This is a genomic window from Streptomyces sp. NPDC047028 (assembly GCF_040644095.1).
GTDB lineage: Bacteria > Actinomycetota > Actinomycetes > Streptomycetales > Streptomycetaceae > Streptomyces.
The window spans coordinates 1-18,488 of record NZ_JBEYVS010000009.1 but is presented as its reverse complement, the minus strand read 5'-3'; the positions used below and the strand labels follow the sequence as shown (position 1 = coordinate 18,488).

Here is an 18,488-nt window from a genome sequence, read left to right as displayed (position 1 = left end):
CCAGACTAACGAGACCGAGCGGCGCGCCCGCCCCGTTTCACCGCACCTCGATGAACACCCCCGCGTCCCGCTCCGCGCGCGGCCGCGGCTCCTCGGCCGGGTGACCGACCGCCACCGCGCCCATCGGGTCCCAGTCCGCCGGCAGCCCGAGCGCCTCGCGCACCACGTCCCGGCAGAACATCGTCGACGACACCCACGCCGAGCCGAGCCGCTCGCCGGCGAGGGCGACCAGCAGGTTCTGCACGCCCGCACCGGCCGCGACCACGAACATCTCCCGCTCGGCACCGTCCCGCCGCGCGTCCCCGTACGTGTGCGCGCCGTCCATGACGAGGCACGGCACGACCAGGTACGGCGCGTGGCGCAGCACGTCGCCGCGCCGGACGCGCCTGGCGACGGACTCCTCGCTCTTGCCGTCCCGCCGCAGGTCCGCGATCCACGCGTCCCGCATCGCGTCGAGCAGCCGTACGCGGGACTCCTCGGACTCCAGGAGCACGAACCGCCACGGAGTGGTGTGGTGCGGGGCGGGCGCGGTCACGGCGGCGGCCACCGCCCGGCGTACGGCGCCGGGGTCGACGGGCTGGTCGGTGAACGCCCGTACGGTGCGCCGCTGGGCGACCGCCTCCCGGACCGCCTCGGAGGTGCCGAGCCGGAACATGTCGTCCCGCGCGGAGCGCACCAGGGCCCGCGCGCCCTCGTCGCCCGACCCGTCCTCCGCGACCACGTGGGACAGTCCGCGCACCACGGCCACCGGCCGCCCGGCCGCCTTGCCCTTGACCAGGTCTCCGGCGGCGGCCAGCTCGTCCGCCGTGGCGACGACGGTGGCGCTCAGCGGATTGCCGTACGCGTCCGTGCCGCCGCGCAGGTCGTCCAGCACGCGCACGCCCGCGGCGCCGATCGCCACGTCGGTGAGGCCCGAGCGCCAGGGCCGCCCGAAGGTGTCGGTGACGACGACGCCGACGCGCACCCCGAGGATGTCCCCCAGGCCGTCGCGGATCGCGCGCGCGGAGGCGTCCGGGGCCTCGGGCAGCAGCAGCACGGTGCCGGCCGGGGTGTTGGAGGCGTCCACCCCGGCGGCGGCCATGACCAGGCCCTGCCGGTTCTCGACGATGCGCAGCGTGCCGCGCCGGGCCACCACCCGGACCGTCTCGGCGTCGATCGCCGCCTCCCGGTCGGCGGCCTCGACGATCCGGCCCTCGGCCTTGGACACGATCTTGGAGGTGACCAGCAGCACGTCCCCGTCCGCGAGGCCGGGCTCGGCTGTGGCGATCAGCTTGGCCAGGTCGTCGCCGGGTCGCACCTCGGGCAGCCCGGCCGGGGCCCAGACCCGGTATCCGGCCCGCTCGCCCGCCCCGCCGGGGGCCGCCGTGCTCATACCGCGCGCACCTCCTCGGCCAGCGTCAGCGCCTCGCGGGCCATCTCGGCGGCCGCGTCCACGTCGGTCATCATCAGCGGTACGGCCCGGCAGCGGATGCCGTCCGCCTCGACCCGCTCGACCACGCCCGCGTCGACGGTGTCGACGAGCCAGCCGTCCAGCAGGCCCGAGCCGTAGTGTTCGGCCACCGCGGCGGCCGTGGACTCCACGCCGACGGCGGCGAGCACCTTGTCGGCCATGCCGCGCACCGGGGCGTCCCCGACGATGGGGGACAGGCCGACGACCGGGACGCCTGCCTCGGCGATGGCCTCCCGGATGCCGGGCACGGCGAGGATGGTGCCGACGGAGACGACCGGGTTGGAGGGCGGGAAGAGGATGACGTCCGCGGCCGCGATGGCCTCCAGCACGCCGGGCGCCGGCTTGGACTGCTCCGCGCCGACCGGTACGACGGCCTCGGCCGGCACCGAGGCCCGCAGCCGGACCCAGTACTCCTGGAAGTGGACGGCCTTGCGCTCCCCGTCCACCTCGACCGCCACGTGCGTCTCCACGCGGTCGTCGGTCATCGGGATCAGCTTCACGCCCGGCTTCCAGCGGTCGCACAGCGCCTCGGTGACCGCGCTCAGCGGATATCCGGCGCTGAGCATCTGCGTGCGCACGATGTGCGTGGCGAAGTCCCGGTCGCCGAGCCCGAACCACTCGGGGCCGGCCCCGTAGGCCGCCAGCTCCTCCTTGAGGTGGAAGGTCTCCTCCGCCCGCCCCCAGCCCTGCTCCTCGTTGATGCCGTCGCCCAGCGTGTACATCACCGTGTCGAGGTCCGGGCATACCTTCAGCCCGAAGAGGTGGATGTCGTCGCCGGTGTTGCCGATGACCGTGACGTCCGCGTCCGGCACGGCCCGCTTCAGACCGCGCAGGAAACGGGCACCGCCGATGCCGCCTGCCAGAACCACAATGCGCATGGCCCCAAGTCTGGCAGGCGGGTACGACAACGCGTCAGGCGGACACCGGCCGCGCCCCGGTGCCGGGCGCGGTGCGGGCCTCGCAGTGCGGGGAGGTGTGCATCGGCATCTCGGTCAGGCCCGGGTAGTACACGTGCAGGCTGACGGCCGGCTCCAGCGAGTCGTTCACCACCTCGTGCACGTACCCCGGCGCGAAGACACGCTGGGCGCCGGCCGCCAACGCGCGCGTGCCGCGTTCGGTGCGCTCGGTGAGCGTGCCCTCCAGGACGGTCAGGACACCGGAGGAGCGGCCGTGGTCGTGGAGCCCGCTGCCCTGCCCCGGCACCCAGGACAGCAGCCACACCTCGTAGCCGGGGCCGGTGCGCAGCCGGTGGTACCAGCGCGTGGTGGCGTCGTACTGGACGAGGTGCGCCCACTGGGCGCGGTCGGCGGCGACGGCGCGGGCCAGGCCGGCGAACTCGGCCACGGTGGCGGGGTGCTCGCGCGGCGGCTGGAGCAGGTGCGGGACTTCGAGGATGTCGCCGGCGATCTGGAGGTCGTTGTCGCTGTTCATGGGGTGCTGTGGTTCCTCGGCGGAGAGTGGGGCCCCGGGGCGGCGGGTTCTGCGGGGGCCGGACGGAGGGTTCTGCGAAGGAGGGAACGACCGAGTCACGCAACAGGACTCGGGGACGGCCGGAGCGGTTCGCTCAACAGCCGGTACAGCGACAACACAGACAGCGCGACCGGGCAGCACCGTGGGACCCGGCGGTGCGGGTCGAGGTGAGTGCCAAGTTCGCGAGCATGCCCACTAGGACAGCGGTTCACACCCGCACTGTCAACTCCACGCCGGTATGTGGGACAGGGTTCACCTCATCAGGTTCATCTGTCAGGTGAAAGGTTTGTTCACTCGCCTACCGGGACACATGGCGTCCATCCGAGCGCTCATGCCTCGCGGAACGTGATCGAACGCGGGGGCGTCCTTCTTCGTACAGAGATCTGTGCGAGGACCGGTGGCCCTGTGGGCCACGGCTGCGTGTCAGGGTTTATGGCGATTTGAACACTTTCCGCATGGCCTTGGTTCCGCAGAGTGAATAACGGGCCCAATAGCAGATCTCGGCTTGACTCGCCCGGAGCAGCACACTTGTAATTTCACTCGTGTCGTTCAGCCGAAATCGGTAACGGCCAGGCACGGGGACGCGAAAGACAGACGAGGGGCGCACATGACCGAGCTGGTGCAGCAACTGCTGGTCGACGACGCGGACGAGGAACTCGGCTGGCAGGAGCGCGCGCTGTGCGCCCAGACCGACCCCGAGTCCTTCTTCCCCGAGAAGGGCGGCTCCACCAGAGAGGCGAAGAAGGTCTGCCTCGCCTGTGAGGTGCGCTCCGAATGCCTCGAGTACGCCCTCGCCAACGACGAGCGGTTCGGCATCTGGGGCGGTCTGTCCGAGCGGGAACGCCGCCGGCTGAAGAAGGCGGCCGTCTGAGCCGCCGACCGGCACAAACCTCGCGAACAGCCCGTCGCCCATGGGTTATCCACAGGCGGCGGGCTGTTGTCGTGCGCGGCCGATAGTGTGGTCGCTCGTCCGAGACGCCTCACCGTCCCCTCGACGCACACGCACGACGCACGAGGAGAGGGAACGCGTCCACCGCAGTCCAGCGAACCGGGGCCCGTACCTCGATGTCCGTGCACAGCCAAGCGGCCGCCCATGACGGAGCCGCCACCCCAGAGTCCCCGCGTCATGTGGTGACCGCGGTCCTCGTCGCGCACGACGGCGCCCGCTGGCTACCCGACGCGCTCGCCGGGCTGCTCGCCCAGGAGCGCCCCGTCCAGCACGCGGTCGCGGCCGACACCGGCAGCGCGGACGACTCCGCCCAGCGGCTCACCGAAGCCCTCGGCGACGGCAACGTGCTGCACCTGGCCCGGCGCACCGGCTTCGGCCAGGCCGTCGAGGAGGCCAACCGCACGGCACCCGTCCTCACCGCGGAGGAACTGCCGTACCTCAAGCGCCCCAGCGGCTGGGACCCCGTCACCCGCTCCTGGCGCGACGACGCCTACGACATGCCCGAACTGCCGTACGGCGAACCCATCCAGTGGCTCTGGCTGCTGCACGACGACTGCGCCCCCGAACCCGACGCCCTCGCCCAGCTGCTCCGGGTCGTCGACACCGAACTCGAACTCGGCCGAGACGACGTGGCCGTCGTCGGCCCCAAACTGCGCGGCTGGTACGACCGGCGGCAGCTGCTGGAGGTCGGCGTCTCCATCGCCAACTCCGGCCGCCGCTGGACCGGCCTGGACCGCCGCGAACAGGACCAGGGCCAGCACGACCACGTCCGCAGCGTGCTGTCCGTCTCCACCGCCGGCATGCTCGTCCGCCGCGACGTCTTCGAACAACTCGGCGGCTTCGACCGCCGGCTGCCCCTCATGCGCGACGACGTCGACCTGTGCTGGCGCGCCCACGCGGCCGGACACCGCGTCCTCATCGCCCCCGACGCCGTCGTCCGGCACGCCGAGGCCGCCTCCCGCGAGCGCCGCACCGTCGACTGCGTCGGCCGCACGGCGGCGTCCCCGCACAAGGTCGACAAGGCCGGCGCCGTCTACACCCTCCTCGTCAACGCCCGTACGGCCGCCCTCCCCTGGACGCTGCTCCGGATCGTCGTCGGCACCCTCCTGCGGACCGTCGCCTACCTCGTCGGCAAGGTCCCCGGACAGGCCGTCGACGAGATCCGCGGCCTGCTCGGCACCCTGCTGCGGCCCGAACGGGTCATCGCCGGACGGCGCAGCCGCGGCACCCCCCAGATAGACAAGGACGAACTGCGGCAGCTGTTCCCGCCGCCCGGCGCGACCATCCGCGCCACCGTCGAACAGGCCGCCGGCAGCCTCTTCGGCGGCTCCGACACCGAACTGGCCGCGGCAGGCCGGCACGGCGGCGCCATCGAGTCCGGGCCCGGCGGCGACGACGCCGACTTCCTGGAGATCGAACAGTTCGCCCGGCTCAAGCGGATCGCCCGCAAACCCGGCCCCGTACTGTTCCTCACCCTGCTGCTCATCTCGCTCGTCGCCTGCCGCGCGCTGCTCGGCGGCGGCGCGCTCGCGGGTGGCGCCCTGCTGCCCGCCCCGGCCGGCGCCGGCGACCTGTGGTCCCGCTACCTGGACGCCTGGCACCCCGTCGGCGCCGGCGGCACCCCGTCCGCGCCTCCGTACCTGGCCGTCGTGGCCACCCTCGCCTCCCTGCTGTTCGGCTCCACCGGACTCGCGGTCACGGTCCTGCTGGTCGGCTCGGTGCCCCTGGCCGGCTTCACCGCCTACTTCGCCTCCCGGCCGCTCGTCACCTCCCGGCTGCTGCGCGCGTGGGCGGCCATCGCCTATGCCTTCCTGCCCGCCACCACCGGCGCCCTGGCCGGCGGCCGCATCGGCACCGCCGTCCTCGCCGTCCTGCTGCCGCTCGTCGCGCGCGCGGGCATCGCCGCCGCCGGACTCACCAGCTCATCCGGTGGACGCGGCAGCTGGCGCGCCACCTGGGCGTACGCGCTGCTGCTGACCATCACCACCGCGTTCACCCCGATCGTCTGGCCCCTCGCGCTGCTCCTCGGCCTCGGCGTCCTCGTGCTGCGCCGCACCGACCCCGTCGCCCACGGCCTGCGGTTCCTCGCCCAGCTCGGCACCCCGCTGCTGATCCTCGCGCCCTGGTCGCTGACCCTGCTGCCGTTCGGCTTCTTCCAGCAGGCCGGCCTGGAGTACGGCTCCTCGGCCGCCTCCGCCACCGACCTGCTCGGCGCCAGCCCCGGCGGCCCGGGCACCGTCCACGGCCTGATGCTCATCGGCATCGTCCTCGCCGCCTTGGCCGCGCTCCTGCGCACCGAACGGCAGCGGGCCGTGCGGACCGCCTGGGCCGTCGCCCTGAGCGGCCTGGTCTTCGCCGTCCTGTCCAACCAGTCCACCTGGGCCGGACCCGCCACCCTCGTCTACGGCGTCGCCCTGCTGGCCGCCGCCGCGCTCGGCGCCGACGGGGCCCGCTCGCGCGTCGCCGAGCAGAGCTTCGGCTGGCGCCAGCCGGTGGCCGCGCTGATCGCCTTCGCCTCGGCCGCGGGCCCGCTGCTCGTCGCCGCCGGCTGGATGCTCGGCGGCGCCGACGGCCCCCTGGAGCGCCGCGACCCCTCCCAGGTGCCGGCGTTCGTCGCCGAGGACTCCTCCACCGCCGACCGGGCCCGCACCCTCATCCTCGACAGCGACTCCACCGCGCGCGTGCGCTACAGCCTCGTCCGCGGCTCCGGCGCCCGCATGGGAGACGCCGAACTCGCCGCCGCCGACGGGCGGAACGCCAGACTCGACAAGATCGTCGCCAATCTCGTCGCCGGCTCCGGCGCCGACCAGGCCGGGCAGCTCGGCGGCTTCGCCGTGCGCTACGTCCTCGTCCACAAGGGCGCGCCCCGCGACATCACCCGCGTCCTGGACGCCACCCCCGGCCTGAGCCGGCTCAGCCAGCAGCGTGGCGGCGCCCTGTGGCGCGTCGACCAGCAGGTGTCCCGCGCGACCATCGTGCCCGCCGGCGGCTCCGGCGCCGCCCGGTCCGTGGCCGCCGGGCCCGTCGGGATCCACACGACGATCCCGGCCGGCGCGAACGGCCGCGTCCTGCGGCTCGCCGACAGCGCCGCCCCCGGCTGGACCGCCACCCTCGACGGCAAGCCCCTGCCCCGCACCACCGTCGACGGCTGGGCCCAGGGCTTCGAACTGCCCGCGAACGGCGGCACCCTGGACGTCTCCTACGACGACCCGATCGGCCACACCGCCTGGCTGTGGGCGCAAGGCGCGCTCGCCCTCGTCCTGGTCGTCCTCGCCCTCCCCGGCCGGCGCCGAGACATCGACGACGACCTGCCCGAGGAGCAGCCGCTGCCCGCCCAGGCGACCGAGGGCGAGGGGCGCCGCGCCCGCCGCCTGCGCGCCCAGGCCGAGGAGGCGGCCGTACCGGAGCAGCCCACGGAGGCGCCCGAGGGCGGCCCCGCCCCCGCCGAGGAGGAGGCCCCGGCCGCCGCCGTCCCGCAGCAACAGCAGTACGGCGACTGGGACACGAGCGGCTACTACGACGGGTACGGCACCGGCCAGTACCCGGCCGCCGGCCAATACGAGAACGGCCGCCAGTACGAGAACACCGGCCAGTACGAGAACACCGGCCAGTACGAGAACACCGGCCAGTACCAGGACGCCGGGCAGTACCTGCCCCAGGGCGGCTACGACCAGTCGGCGTACCAGGCCGATCCCTACCAGGCCGACCCGTACCAGGCGGGCTCCTACGACCCGTACGCCTACGGCGGCACGGCCGAGCAGCAGCCGTACGACCCCGCGGCCTACCAGCAGGGCTACGACCCGGAGTACGACCCCGCCCAGCACCCCCACGGCACCGGCCAGCGCCCCGACGGGAGCCAGCAGTGAACCGCACGACCCTGTCCCTGATCGCCGGCACCGCCGCGCTGGCCGCCGTCACCGCGTTCGCCGCGCTCGACCCGCCCGCCGCGTCCGGCGCGGCCCCCACGGCGGCCGCCCGGCTCCCCGTGGAGCGCACCAGTCTGCTCTGCCCGGCGCCCAGCATCTCGGACATCGCCGAGACCGCGTACACCTCGTTCACGCCCGACACCAAGGGCACGGACAGCAGCGGCAAGGCCGAACTCCAGGCCGCCGCCGAGCAGTCCGCGGACGGCACGGGCAACTCCCAGAAGGGCAAGAGCGGCAAGGGGAAGGCGGACAAGCCGGTGCTCGCGCCGAAGAAGCCCGGCACGCCGGCCACCGGTGACAGCTCCGGCTCCGACGCGCCCGCGCTCCTCGGCACCGCCGACGGGAAGTTCGCGCCCGGCTGGACCGTCCAGGAGACCACCGAGGTCGCCGCCGGCACCGGCCGCGGCCTCCTCGGCGTCAACTGCACCGAACCGGACACCGAGTTCTGGTTCCCCGGCGCCAGCACCTCGGCCGACCGCACCGACTACGTGCACCTCACCAACCCCGACGACTCCGCCGCCGTCGTCGACATCGAGCTGTACGGCAAGGACGGCGCGATCAAGTCCCCGGTGGCGGAGGGCCTCACCGTCCAGCCGCACAGCAGCGAGCCGGTCCTGCTCTCCACGCTCACCGACGAGAAGCAGACCGACCTCACCGTGCACGTGAGCGTGCGCAGCGGGCGGGTCGGCGCGGCCGTGCAGGCCCTGGACGACAAGGGCGGCGGCGACTGGCTGGCCGCCGCCGCGGACCCGTCCCCCGAGCTGGTGCTGCCCGGCATCCCCAAGGACGCCACCGACGTCCGGCTGATCGCCTTCACGCCCGGCGACGCCGACGCCGACCTGAAGGTCCGCCTCGCCTCGTCCGACGGCCTGCTCACCCCGGCGGGCAACGAGACCCTGCACGTCAAGTCCGGTATGACAACAGCGGTCGACCTCCACGACCTCACCCGCGGCGAACCCGGCTCCCTGGTGCTCGCCCCGACCGACCAGGACGTCCCGGTGGTGGCCGCGCTGCGCGTCGTCCGGGGCAAGGGCGCCAAGCAGGAGACCGCCTACATCCCCGCCACCGCGCCCGTCGGCGCCCGTGCCACGGTGGCCGACAACAGCGCCAAGGGCTCGACCCTGTCGCTGACGGCCCCCAGCGGCACGGCCCGGGTCAAGGTGACGGCGTCGGCGGGCAGCGAGGGCGGCACACCGGTCAGCAGGACGTACGCGATCAAGCCGGGCACCACGCAGAACATCGACGCCCCGTCCCCGGCCTCCCTGAAGGGCACCTACGCCCTCACCGTGGAACCTCTGACCGCGACTCCCGTCTACGGCGCCCGCACCCTGTCGGCGACGGAGGAGGGCGTGCCGGGCTTCACCATCCAGACCCTGCCCAGCGACCGGGGGACGGTCGCGGTGCCGCAGGCGGAGGAGGATCTCTCGGTGCTGCAGAAATAGCTCCCGGGGCGGGCTGCCGACGCAGCCCCCGAGGCCGGCGGGGGAGGGGCTCAGTCCTCGCCGTAGCGCGGGTCCACGGTCTCCGGAGTGAGCCCCAGCAGCTCGGCGACCTGCTCCACGACGACCTCGTGCACCAACGCGGCCCGCTCGTCCCGCCCCTTGGTCCGGATCTCCACCGGCCGCCGGTACACGACCACCCGCGCCCGCCGGCCCTCCCGCGCGGGCACCACCCCGCCGAGCGGCACGGCCTCGTCGCTCCAGGTCTCCGTTCCCCGGCCGGCCGGCCGGGGCACCTCCAGCACCACGAAATCGATGTCGGCGAGCTGCGGCCAGTGCCGTTCCAGGCGCTCCACGGAGTCCTGGACCAGGTCGGCGAACACCTCGGCCCTGCTGGCCGCCAGCGGCACCTGCGGCGGCGCGATCGGCCCCCGCATGCCCCGCCCGTGGCGATCACGGCGGCGGGGCCCCGGGCCGGCGGGAGGGGGCGGTACACGGTTGTCCATCACTGGTGAAGCGTAGTCCCCGAGCGGTCCGCCCGCCCGGCTGCACACGGCGACGCGGCCCAGTCCGCACGGTGATCGACCGCTGCTCATCTCTGTCACGGGATGACCATTCCGGCCAACGTCTGGCTCGTTTCCGTAACCCTCCCAGACCCACAACCTCAAGGCAATTGAAGGGATTTGTGCCGGATCATGATCGAAGGCAGCCCGGTACGAGATCCCGCGTCATCCCGTAGACGCAGGTCATCAGGGCGTGTTGAGGACTGGGTGTTAGCCGTTTCACAGGGCGACACGGTGGAGTGACCTGGTGGAGAGTCGTCGCGGCCCGCTCAAGAGTGCGGTACCGTCCAACGTCGTGAGCCCTGTACGTCGCTGTTCGCGCACCGCCTGCGGCCGACCCGCCGTCGCGACGCTGACGTACGTCTACGCCGACTCGACCGCGGTCCTCGGCCCGCTCGCCACCTACGCCGAACCCCACTGCTACGACCTGTGCGCGGATCACTCCGAGCGCCTCACCGCCCCCCGCGGCTGGGAGGTCGTACGGCTCCTCGACGGCTCGGCGCCGGCCCGGCCCACCGGTGACGACCTGGAGGCCCTCGCCAACGCCGTGCGCGAGGCGGCCCGGCCCCAGGAGCGGGTGGCCGAGGCGGGCGGCGGCGGAGGACGCGGCGCGGACCCCATGGAGGTGGCCCGCCGCGGCCACCTGCGCGTCCTGCGCTCCCCGGACAACTGAGACCGGACTGCTGAGACCGGACTGCTGACCGGAAAACCGCACCACGGCGGTCCCTCCGCCGCCCTCTTACCCCTTGCGGGTAGTTTGTGGGCACCCATAGGACATTCAGGAGGGTTGGCCGTGGCTGCTGATCTGTCGCAGATCGTGAAGGCGTACGACGTGCGCGGAGTGGTCCCGGACCAGTGGGACGAGTCACTGGCCGCACTCTTCGGCGCCGCCTTCGCGGAGGTGACCGGAGCGGCGGCGATCGTCGTCGGCCACGACATGCGGCCCTCCTCGCCCGGCCTCACCCGCGCCTTCGCGCGCGGCGCGGCGGAGCGCGGCGTCGACGTCACCGAGATCGGCCTCTGCTCGACCGACCAGCTCTACTACGCGTCGGGCGCGCTGGACCTCCCTGGCGCCATGTTCACGGCCTCCCACAACCCCGCCCGGTACAACGGCATCAAGATGTGCCGAGCCGGCGCGGCCCCCGTCGGCCAGGACACCGGCCTCGCCGAGATCCGCGAACTGGTCGAGGGCTGGCTGGAGTCGGGCGCCCCCGAGCCGTCCGCGGAACCCGGAACGCTCACCACGCGCGAGACGTTGAACGACTACGCGGAACACCTCCGCTCCCTCGTCGACCTGACGTCCGTCCGCCCCCTGAAGGTCGTGGTCGACGCGGGCAACGGCATGGGCGGCCACACGGTGCCCACCGTCTTCGCCGGCCTGCCCCTGACCCTCGTCCCGATGTACTTCGAACTGGACGGCACCTTCCCCAACCACGAGGCCAACCCGCTGGACCCGGCCAACCTCGTCGACCTGCAGAAGCGGGTTCCGGCCGAGGGCGCCGACCTGGGCATCGCCTTCGACGGCGACGCCGACCGCTGCTTCGTCGTCGACGAGCACGGCGACCCGGTGTCCCCGTCCGCGATCACCGCGCTCGTGGCCGCGCGCGAACTGGCCCGCAACGGCGGCTCCGGCACGGTCATCCACAACCTGATCACCTCGCGCACCGTCCCCGAGGTCGTCAGGGAGAACGGCGGCACCCCGGCCCGCACCCGGGTCGGCCACTCGTTCATCAAGGCAGAGATGGCCCGCACCGGCGCGATCTTCGGCGGCGAGCACTCCGCCCACTACTACTTCAAGGACTTCTGGAACGCCGACACGGGCATGCTGGCCGCCCTCCACGTCCTCGCGGCCCTCGGTGGCCAGGACGGCCCCCTGTCCGCCCTCGTCGCCCAGTACGACCGCTACGCCGGCTCCGGCGAGATCAACTCCACCGTCGCCGACCAGGCGTCCCGCCTCGCCGCGATCCGCGCGGCCTACGAGAACCGCGCCGACGTCACCCTGGACGACCTGGACGGCCTCACCGTCTCCGCCCCCGACTGGTGGTTCAACGTCCGCCCCTCCAACACCGAGCCCCTCCTCCGTCTCAACGCGGAAGCCAAGGACGGGGCCACGATGACCAAGATCCGAGACGAAGCCCTCACGATCATCAGATCCTGACCCGGGCCCCCGGCGCCGGCATCCTGCCGAGGCCCCCGGGGCGTCCCAGCACGTCTCAGCCGCACCGATCATGCCCCCGGCGTTTCAGCACGTCTCAGCCACACCGAGCCGCCCGGCTTCCGGCTTTTCAGCACGTCTCGGCCGTCCGAGCCACCCCGCCGCCCCCCTCCCCCCGCCTCCCCCGCTTTTCGGCACCTCTCGACCCACCGAGTCGGGTGGTGGGTGGGCATAGGTCGGGGGCCCAGGGGGCGGAGCCCTCTGGTGGGTGACCGGAGTCCGCCGAGCCCCACCGCACCGGCCCCGCCCAACCCCGCCGCCCCACCCCCACCAGCGGTACGCTGACCAGCACATCCGCACGACAACGCCGTACGCCCCGAAGGGACCCCTCATGCCGCTCGAAGCCGGCCTCCTGGAGATCCTGGCCTGCCCGGCCTGCCACGCCCCCCTGAAGGAGCAGGACACGGAGCTGATCTGTACCGGCCAGGACTGCGGCCTGGCGTACCCCGTCCGCGACGGCATCCCCGTCCTCCTCGTCGACGAGGCCCGCCGCCCCGCGTAGGCGGAGACGCCCGCCGCAGCCCCGCAGGGGGCCGCCCGCGAACCGACGACGCACTCAGGATCCCGGCGACCGGAGGCTGCCGCCCATGCTCGACGAATCGCTGCTCGACACCCCGGACGCCCTCGCCGAGGCCGACCGCCGAGGTCTCCTGCGCGGCGCCGCGGAGGCCGGCGCCCGCGTCCGCACCGCCGCCCGGCACGCCGCCGAGGCCGGCGTCGGCAGCCTGAAGCCCGACGGCCGCCCGCGCGCCGTCCTGATCGCCGGCCCCGGCGCCGCCGCCACCCACACCGCCGACCTCCTCGGCACCCTCGCCGGCCCCGGCAGCCCCGTCACCCGTCTGGCCCCCACCGGCGTCGCCCCGGCCGCGGGCGCCCTGCGCTGGGAACTCCCCGGCTGGGCCGGCTCCGTCGACCTCCTGCTGATCGCCACCCCGGACGGCACCGAACCCAGCCTCGGCCTGCTCGCCGAGCAGGCCTACCGCCGCGGCTGCTCCGTCGTCGCCGTGGCCCCGGCCGGCACCCCGCTCGCCGAGGCCGTCACCGGGGCGCACGGCCTCTTCGTACCGATGGCGACGGCACCGTACGACCACGAGGAACCCGTCGCCGCCTCCTCACCCGGCGTCTTCTGGGCCCTGCTCACGCCGCTCCTCGCCCTCCTCGACCGAATCGGCCTGCTCATCGCGCCGCCCGAGGCCCTGGAGAAGGTCGCCGACCGCCTGGACCACATCGCCGAGGGCTGCGGCCCCGCGATCGCCACGTACAGCAACGCGGCGAAGACCCTCGCCGCCGAACTCGCCGACGCGCTCCCCCTCGTGTGGACGGAAGGCACCTCGGCCGGCCCCGCGGGCCGCCGGTTCGCCGACGCCCTCGCCGAACTCGCCGGCCGCCCCGCCGTCGTCGCCGAACTCCCCGAGGCCCTCGCCGCGCACGGTGCCCTGCTCGCCGGCCCCCTGGCCGCCAGCGCCGACCCCGACGACTTCTTCCGCGACCGCGTGGAGGAGCCGCCCGCGCTGCACGCGCGCGTGGTGTTGCTGCGCGACCGCCCGATCAGCGGCCTCACCGCCGCCTCCGCCGCCCGCGAACTGGCCCTCAGCCACGACACACCGGTCAGCGAACTCGAACCGGAGGAGGGCGGCGAACTGGAGACCCTCGCCGAGCTGATCGCCGTCACCGATTTCGCCGCCGTTTACCTGGCGCTCGCCTCAAGGGCCTGACCTGGCTCCGGGCGACCGGCACCGGCGCCCGCCGAGCACCGTACGTACGGAGACTGAGAAGCCACATGGACCGCCTCGACAACACCGTCCGCCCCTACGCCTGGGGTTCCCCCACCGCCATCCCGCAGCTCCTCGGCGTCGAGCCGACCGGCGAACCGCAGGCGGAGATGTGGCTGGGTGCGCACCCGGGCGCACCCTCACGCACCGCGCGCGGGACGCTCGTCGAGGTCATCGAAGCCGATCCCGAGCGCGAACTAGGCGCGGCCGCGGTCGCGAAGTTCGGCCCGCACCTGCCGTTCCTGTTCAAGATCCTCGCCGCCGGCGCCCCGCTCTCCCTCCAGGTGCACCCCGACCTGGAACAGGCCAAGGAGGGCTACGCCGAGGAGGAGCGGCGCGGCATCCCCGTGGACGCACCGCACCGCAACTACAAGGACGCCAACCACAAACCCGAACTGGTCTGCGCCCTCACCGAGTTCGACGGCCTGTGCGGCTTCCGCGACCCGCTGGAGACGGCGGCCCTGCTCGACGGACTCGGCGTGGCCTCCCTCAAGCCGTACGCCGACCTGCTGCACGCGCACCCCGAGGAGGCGGCCCTGCGGGAGGTCCTCACCGCCGTCCTCACCGCCGACCCCGCCGACATGGCCCGCACGGTCACCGAGACCACCGCCGCCTGCGCACGCCTCGGCGGCGACTACGCCCCGTACGCCGACCTGGCCCACCACTACCCGGGCGACCCCGGCGTCATCGCGGCCATGCTCCTCAACCACGTCCGCCTACAGCCCGGCGAGGCCCTCTTCCTCGGCGCCGGCATCCCGCACGCCTACCTCACCGGACTCGGCGTCGAGATCATGGCCAACTCCGACAACGTCCTGCGCTGCGGCCTGACCCCCAAGCACGTCGACGTGCCCGAACTCCTGCGCGTCGTCCGCTTCGAGGCGAGCGACCCGGGCGTGCTGCGCCCCGAGGCCTCCCCGGACGGCGAGGAGGTCTACGAGACGCCGATCGACGAGTTCCGGCTCTCCCGGTACGTCCTCCCCGCGGGCGGCACCACCCACGACATCACCCTGGACACCCCGCAGATCCTGCTCTGCACCGCCGGTGCCGTCCGGGCCGGCGAACACGGGCTGACGCCGGGCCGGTCGGTGTTCGTCCCCGCCGGTGAGAAGGCCGAGGTGTCGGGCGAGGGCACCGTCTTCCGCGCCACTGTGATCGTATGACCGGGGTTGTGGACACCTGACGCCCCGCGGGCCGGCCGGGCTGCAAGAATGGCCCACCGGCCCCGGCAAAGGCCGGGCAAAGACGACCGCCGCACGGCGTGGACGGACGAGGCGAAGGGACAACGCGGACAGATGAGCGCGTCAGGCGGTACCAGGGCGATCGTGGCGGCACTGGGCGCCAACCTCGCGATCGCGGCATCGAAGTTCGTGGCGTTCGCGTTCAGCGGCTCCTCGTCGATGCTCGCCGAGGGCGTCCACTCGCTCGCCGACTCCGGCAACCAGTTCCTGCTGCTCATCGGCGGCAAGAAGGCCCAGCGCGAGGCGACCCCCCAACACCCCTTCGGTTACGGCCGCGAGCGCTACATCTACGCCTTCCTCGTCTCGATCGTCCTCTTCTCCATCGGCGGCATGTTCGCCGTCTACGAGGGCTTCGAGAAGATCCGCCATCCGCACGAAGTGGAGCACTGGTACTGGCCGGTGGGCGTCCTCGCCTTCGCGATCATCGCCGAGGGCTTCTCGTTCCGCACCGCCATCAAGGAGTCCAACGAGCTGCGCGGCAAGCTGTCCTGGGCGCAGTTCATCCGCCGCGCCAAGGCACCCGAGCTGCCCGTCGTCCTGCTGGAGGACTTCGGCGCCCTGATCGGTCTCGTCCTCGCCTTCGGCGGCGTGGGCCTGTCCCTGCTGACCGGCGACGGCGTCTGGGACGGCATCGGGACCGTCTGCATCGGCGTCCTGCTCGTCCTCATCGCCCTCGTCCTCGCCGCCGAGACCAAGTCGTTGCTGCTCGGCGAGGCGGCCGGCGCCGACGTGGTCCAGCAGATCGAGACCGCGACGGTCGACGGCGACTCGGTCACCCGGATCATCCACATGCGCACGCTCCACCTCGGCCCCGAGGAGCTGCTCGTCGCCGCCAAGATCGCCGTCCGGCACGACGACACCGCCACCGAGGTCGCCCAGGCCATCGACGCGGCCGAGGCACGCATCCGGGCCGCCGTCCCCATCGCCCGCGTCATCTACCTGGAGCCGGACATCTACAGCGAGGCCGAGGCCGCCAAGGGCCCCGACCCGGAGGCCACCCCGGGCGGCCCGGTCCCGCACCCGGCCGGCCACTGAGCCCCGACGTCGGGCCCCCGCTCCCGGTGGGCGGGAGGCTGTCCCGGCCGGGTCATCCCGGCCGGGTCATCCCGGCTGGGTCAGACCGGCCGCACCGGCCAGGGCACCGGCGGCGCGGGCGGCACCGTGCTCCGCCGTACCACCAGGGCGCCGATCCCCAGCCCGATGCCGGTGAGGACCAGCACCCCGCCGCCGAGCAGCCCCGCGACCAGCAACAGCACGGGGCCGCGGCCGTCGGTCACCTTCCCGCGCACCGCCGACACGGGCACCGTCCCGCCGTGGTCGGAGGCGAAGAAGCGGGAGTCCCGCGCATCGTCCCGGTGGTCACCGAGCAGGAACAGCCGGCCCCGCTCCACCTTCACGTCGTACGAGTGGTGCGCCCCGTCGGCGTCGCCCCGGCTGACGTAGGGCTCCTCGACCGGCTTCCCGTTCACGGTGACCCGCTCCTCGGAGCCCACCCGCGTACAGCACGCCACCCTGTCGCCGCCCACCCCGATCACCCGCTGCATGACGACGGCGCTGGTCCCGTAGCGGTCCGGCATCGAGAACATCACCACGTCACCGCGCCGCACCTGGCTGCCGTCCATCCGCTCCCAGACGACCCGGTCACCCGGCTCGTAGGCCGGCTCCATGCTCCGGCTCGACACGGTGCCGCCGCCGTAGGCATGCCGCCCGTACCCGAACGCACCGACGGCCAGTACCAGCCCCAGCACCCCCACGACCAGCGCCGCCACCCCGAGTCCCCGCCCTCTGCCCGCCATGTCCGTCCTCCCCGGCCGCCCATCGACCGCTGCGGACAATAGCGGCCGGCCACCTGGAAGCCGGCGCGGCCCTCCCTCGATCGGTGGGAACTGTCCGGAGGCGGACTGGGGGCGTCGGTGCCGTCCGGTGTAGCTTGGGACGGAGCCAGACGTCGCTGCTGATGGCGGTCGGGCGGTCCCGGTGCGGACCGGCCGAGGGAGAGAGGGCCTCCGACGGACTGCGCTGCGCGCATGTGGGCATGCCTGTGTCCTCTTCCCGGGCACTCCTGTGTCCGCCGCCGCGCAGACCAGCCGTATCCACCTCGCCCCGATCCCGAGGAGTAGCTCGCAATGACGACTGTCGAGAGCCGACAGGACTTCAAGGTCGCCGACCTCTCCCTGGCCGTGTTCGGCCGCAAGGAGATCACCCTCGCCGAGCACGAGATGCCCGGCCTGATGGCGATCCGCAAGGAGTACGCCGAGGCCCAGCCCCTGGCCGGCGCCCGCATCACCGGCTCCCTGCACATGACCGTGCAGACCGCCGTGCTCATCGAGACCCTGGTCGCGCTCGGCGCCCGCGTCCGCTGGGCCTCCTGCAACATCTTCTCCACGCAGGACCACGCGGCCGCCGCCATCGCCGTCGGCCCGAACGGTACCCCGGACAACCCGCAGGGCATCCCGGTCTTCGCCTGGAAGGGCGAGTCGCTCGAGGAGTACTGGTGGTGCACGGAGCAGGCGCTGACCTGGCCGGACAGCGCCACCGGCGGCCCGAACATGATTCTGGACGACGGCGGTGACGCCACCCTCCTCGTCCACCAGGGCGTCGAGTACGAGAAGGCCGGCGAGGTCCCTGCCGTCGACACCGCCGAGTCCGACGAACACCGCGTCATCCTCCAGCTCCTCCACCGCACCCTGGGTGAGAATCCCCAGAAGTGGACCCAGCTCTCCTCCGAGATCCGTGGGGTGACGGAGGAGACGACGACGGGTGTGCACCGTCTGTACGAGATGCAGCGTGACGGTGTCCTGCTTTTCCCGGCGATCAATGTCAACGACTCGGTGACGAAGTCGAAGTTCGACAACAAGTACGGTTGCCGGCATTCCCTGGTGGACGGCATCAACCGTGCGACGGACGTCCTGATCGGCGGGAAGACGGCCGTGGTGTGCGGGTACGGCGATGTCGGCAAGGGCTGTGCGGAGTCGCTGCGGGGTCAGGGCGCCCGGGTGATCATCACGGAGATCGATCCGATCTGCGCGCTGCAGGCGGCGATGGACGGCTACCAGGTGACGACGCTGGACGAGGTCGTGGAGACGGCCGACATCTTCGTGACCACGACGGGTAACAAGGACATCATCCTTGCGTCGGACATGGCGCGGATGAAGCACCAGGCGATCGTGGGCAACATCGGTCACTTCGACAACGAGATCGACATGGCCGGCCTGGCGAAGATCGACGGGATCGTGAAGGACGAGGTCAAGCCGCAGGTCCACACGTGGACGTTCCCGGACGGCAAGGTGCTGATCGTGCTGTCGGAGGGCCGTCTGCTGAACCTGGGCAACGCGACCGGGCATCCGTCGTTCGTGATGTCGAACTCGTTCGCGGACCAGACGCTGGCGCAGATCGAGCTGTTCACCAAGCCCGACGAGTACCCGATCGGCGTGTACGTGCTGCCCAAGCACCTGGACGAGAAGGT

Annotated in this window: 15 protein-coding genes; 10 read left to right on the top strand and 5 right to left on the bottom strand. The window is 73.2% G+C overall.

Features of this window, described 5'->3' with window-relative positions:
- Positions 1 to 37: 37 nt before the first annotated feature.
- Genes ABZ854_RS10695 through ABZ854_RS10685 form a run of 3 tightly spaced genes read right to left on the bottom strand, consistent with a single transcriptional unit; the run spans position 38 to position 2,881 of the window.
- On the bottom strand, positions 38 to 1,372 hold the full coding sequence (locus ABZ854_RS10695) for a coenzyme F420-0:L-glutamate ligase (protein WP_361207444.1): 1,335 nt from the start codon (positions 1,370 to 1,372) through the stop codon (positions 38 to 40).
- Positions 1,369 to 2,328, bottom strand: coding sequence for a 2-phospho-L-lactate transferase (cofD, locus tag ABZ854_RS10690; RefSeq protein WP_361207441.1), 960 nt, complete (start codon positions 2,326 to 2,328; stop codon positions 1,369 to 1,371). The genes ABZ854_RS10695 and cofD overlap by 4 nt, the downstream gene beginning before the upstream one ends.
- 34 nt (positions 2,329 to 2,362) lie before the next feature.
- Positions 2,363 to 2,881 (bottom strand): cysteine dioxygenase family protein, encoded by a 519-nt coding sequence (locus ABZ854_RS10685; RefSeq protein ID WP_361207439.1) that lies wholly within the window; start codon positions 2,879 to 2,881, stop codon positions 2,363 to 2,365.
- A gap of 646 nt (positions 2,882 to 3,527) precedes the next feature.
- Here ABZ854_RS10685 and ABZ854_RS10680 point away from each other — a divergent pair.
- From ABZ854_RS10680 to ABZ854_RS10670, 3 genes are all read left to right on the top strand, one after another.
- Positions 3,528 to 3,791: a WhiB family transcriptional regulator gene (locus ABZ854_RS10680; RefSeq protein WP_003975777.1), complete on the top strand. Its 264-nt coding sequence runs from the start codon at positions 3,528 to 3,530 to the stop codon at positions 3,789 to 3,791.
- Positions 3,792 to 3,985: 194 nt separating this feature from the next.
- Positions 3,986 to 7,735 carry a glycosyltransferase gene (locus tag ABZ854_RS10675; RefSeq protein WP_361207436.1) on the top strand — a complete coding sequence of 1,250 codons (3,750 nt, stop codon included), beginning with the start codon at positions 3,986 to 3,988 and terminating at the stop codon, positions 7,733 to 7,735.
- A complete protein-coding gene (locus ABZ854_RS10670) occupies positions 7,732 to 9,237 on the top strand; it encodes a DUF5719 family protein (RefSeq protein WP_361207433.1) in 1,506 nt (501 codons plus the stop codon). Before ABZ854_RS10675 ends, ABZ854_RS10670 begins: the two co-directional genes overlap by 4 nt.
- A 50-nt stretch (positions 9,238 to 9,287) precedes the next feature.
- Here ABZ854_RS10670 and ABZ854_RS10665 read toward each other — a convergent pair whose 3' ends face one another.
- Positions 9,288 to 9,740, bottom strand: a complete 453-nt coding sequence (locus ABZ854_RS10665) for a metallopeptidase family protein (protein ID WP_361207858.1) — start codon at positions 9,738 to 9,740, stop codon at positions 9,288 to 9,290.
- 304 nt (positions 9,741 to 10,044) lie between these two features.
- Between ABZ854_RS10665 and ABZ854_RS10660 the strand changes: the two genes are divergently transcribed.
- From ABZ854_RS10660 to ABZ854_RS10635, 6 genes are all read left to right on the top strand, one after another.
- Entirely contained in the window at positions 10,045 to 10,470 is a 426-nt protein-coding gene (locus ABZ854_RS10660) for a DUF3499 domain-containing protein (protein WP_361207430.1), read from the top strand.
- Positions 10,471 to 10,590: 120 nt separating this feature from the next.
- Entirely contained in the window at positions 10,591 to 11,955 is a 1,365-nt protein-coding gene (locus ABZ854_RS10655) for a phosphomannomutase/phosphoglucomutase (RefSeq protein WP_361207427.1), read from the top strand.
- A 388-nt stretch (positions 11,956 to 12,343) separates the two neighbouring features.
- Positions 12,344 to 12,514, top strand: a complete 171-nt coding sequence (locus ABZ854_RS10650; RefSeq protein ID WP_007382472.1) for a Trm112 family protein — start codon at positions 12,344 to 12,346, stop codon at positions 12,512 to 12,514.
- An 85-nt stretch (positions 12,515 to 12,599) separates the two neighbouring features.
- Positions 12,600 to 13,727: an SIS domain-containing protein gene (locus tag ABZ854_RS10645; RefSeq protein ID WP_361207424.1), complete on the top strand. Its 1,128-nt coding sequence runs from the start codon at positions 12,600 to 12,602 to the stop codon at positions 13,725 to 13,727.
- Positions 13,728 to 13,792: 65 nt separating this feature from the next.
- Positions 13,793 to 14,944 carry a mannose-6-phosphate isomerase, class I gene (manA, locus tag ABZ854_RS10640; protein ID WP_361207421.1) on the top strand — a complete coding sequence of 384 codons (1,152 nt, stop codon included), beginning with the start codon at positions 13,793 to 13,795 and terminating at the stop codon, positions 14,942 to 14,944.
- 132 nt (positions 14,945 to 15,076) lie between these two features.
- Entirely contained in the window at positions 15,077 to 16,057 is a 981-nt protein-coding gene (locus tag ABZ854_RS10635) for a cation diffusion facilitator family transporter (protein WP_361207418.1), read from the top strand.
- Positions 16,058 to 16,137: 80 nt separating this feature from the next.
- Here ABZ854_RS10635 and lepB read toward each other — a convergent pair whose 3' ends face one another.
- On the bottom strand, positions 16,138 to 16,818 hold the full coding sequence (gene lepB / locus ABZ854_RS10630; protein ID WP_361207416.1) for a signal peptidase I: 681 nt from the start codon (positions 16,816 to 16,818) through the stop codon (positions 16,138 to 16,140).
- A gap of 330 nt (positions 16,819 to 17,148) precedes the next feature.
- On the opposite strand from lepB, the gene ahcY reads away from it, so the two are divergent.
- Positions 17,149 to 18,488, top strand: a 1,340-nt coding sequence (gene ahcY / locus ABZ854_RS10625) for an adenosylhomocysteinase (RefSeq protein WP_361207413.1), incomplete at its 3' end; no start/stop codon positions are given.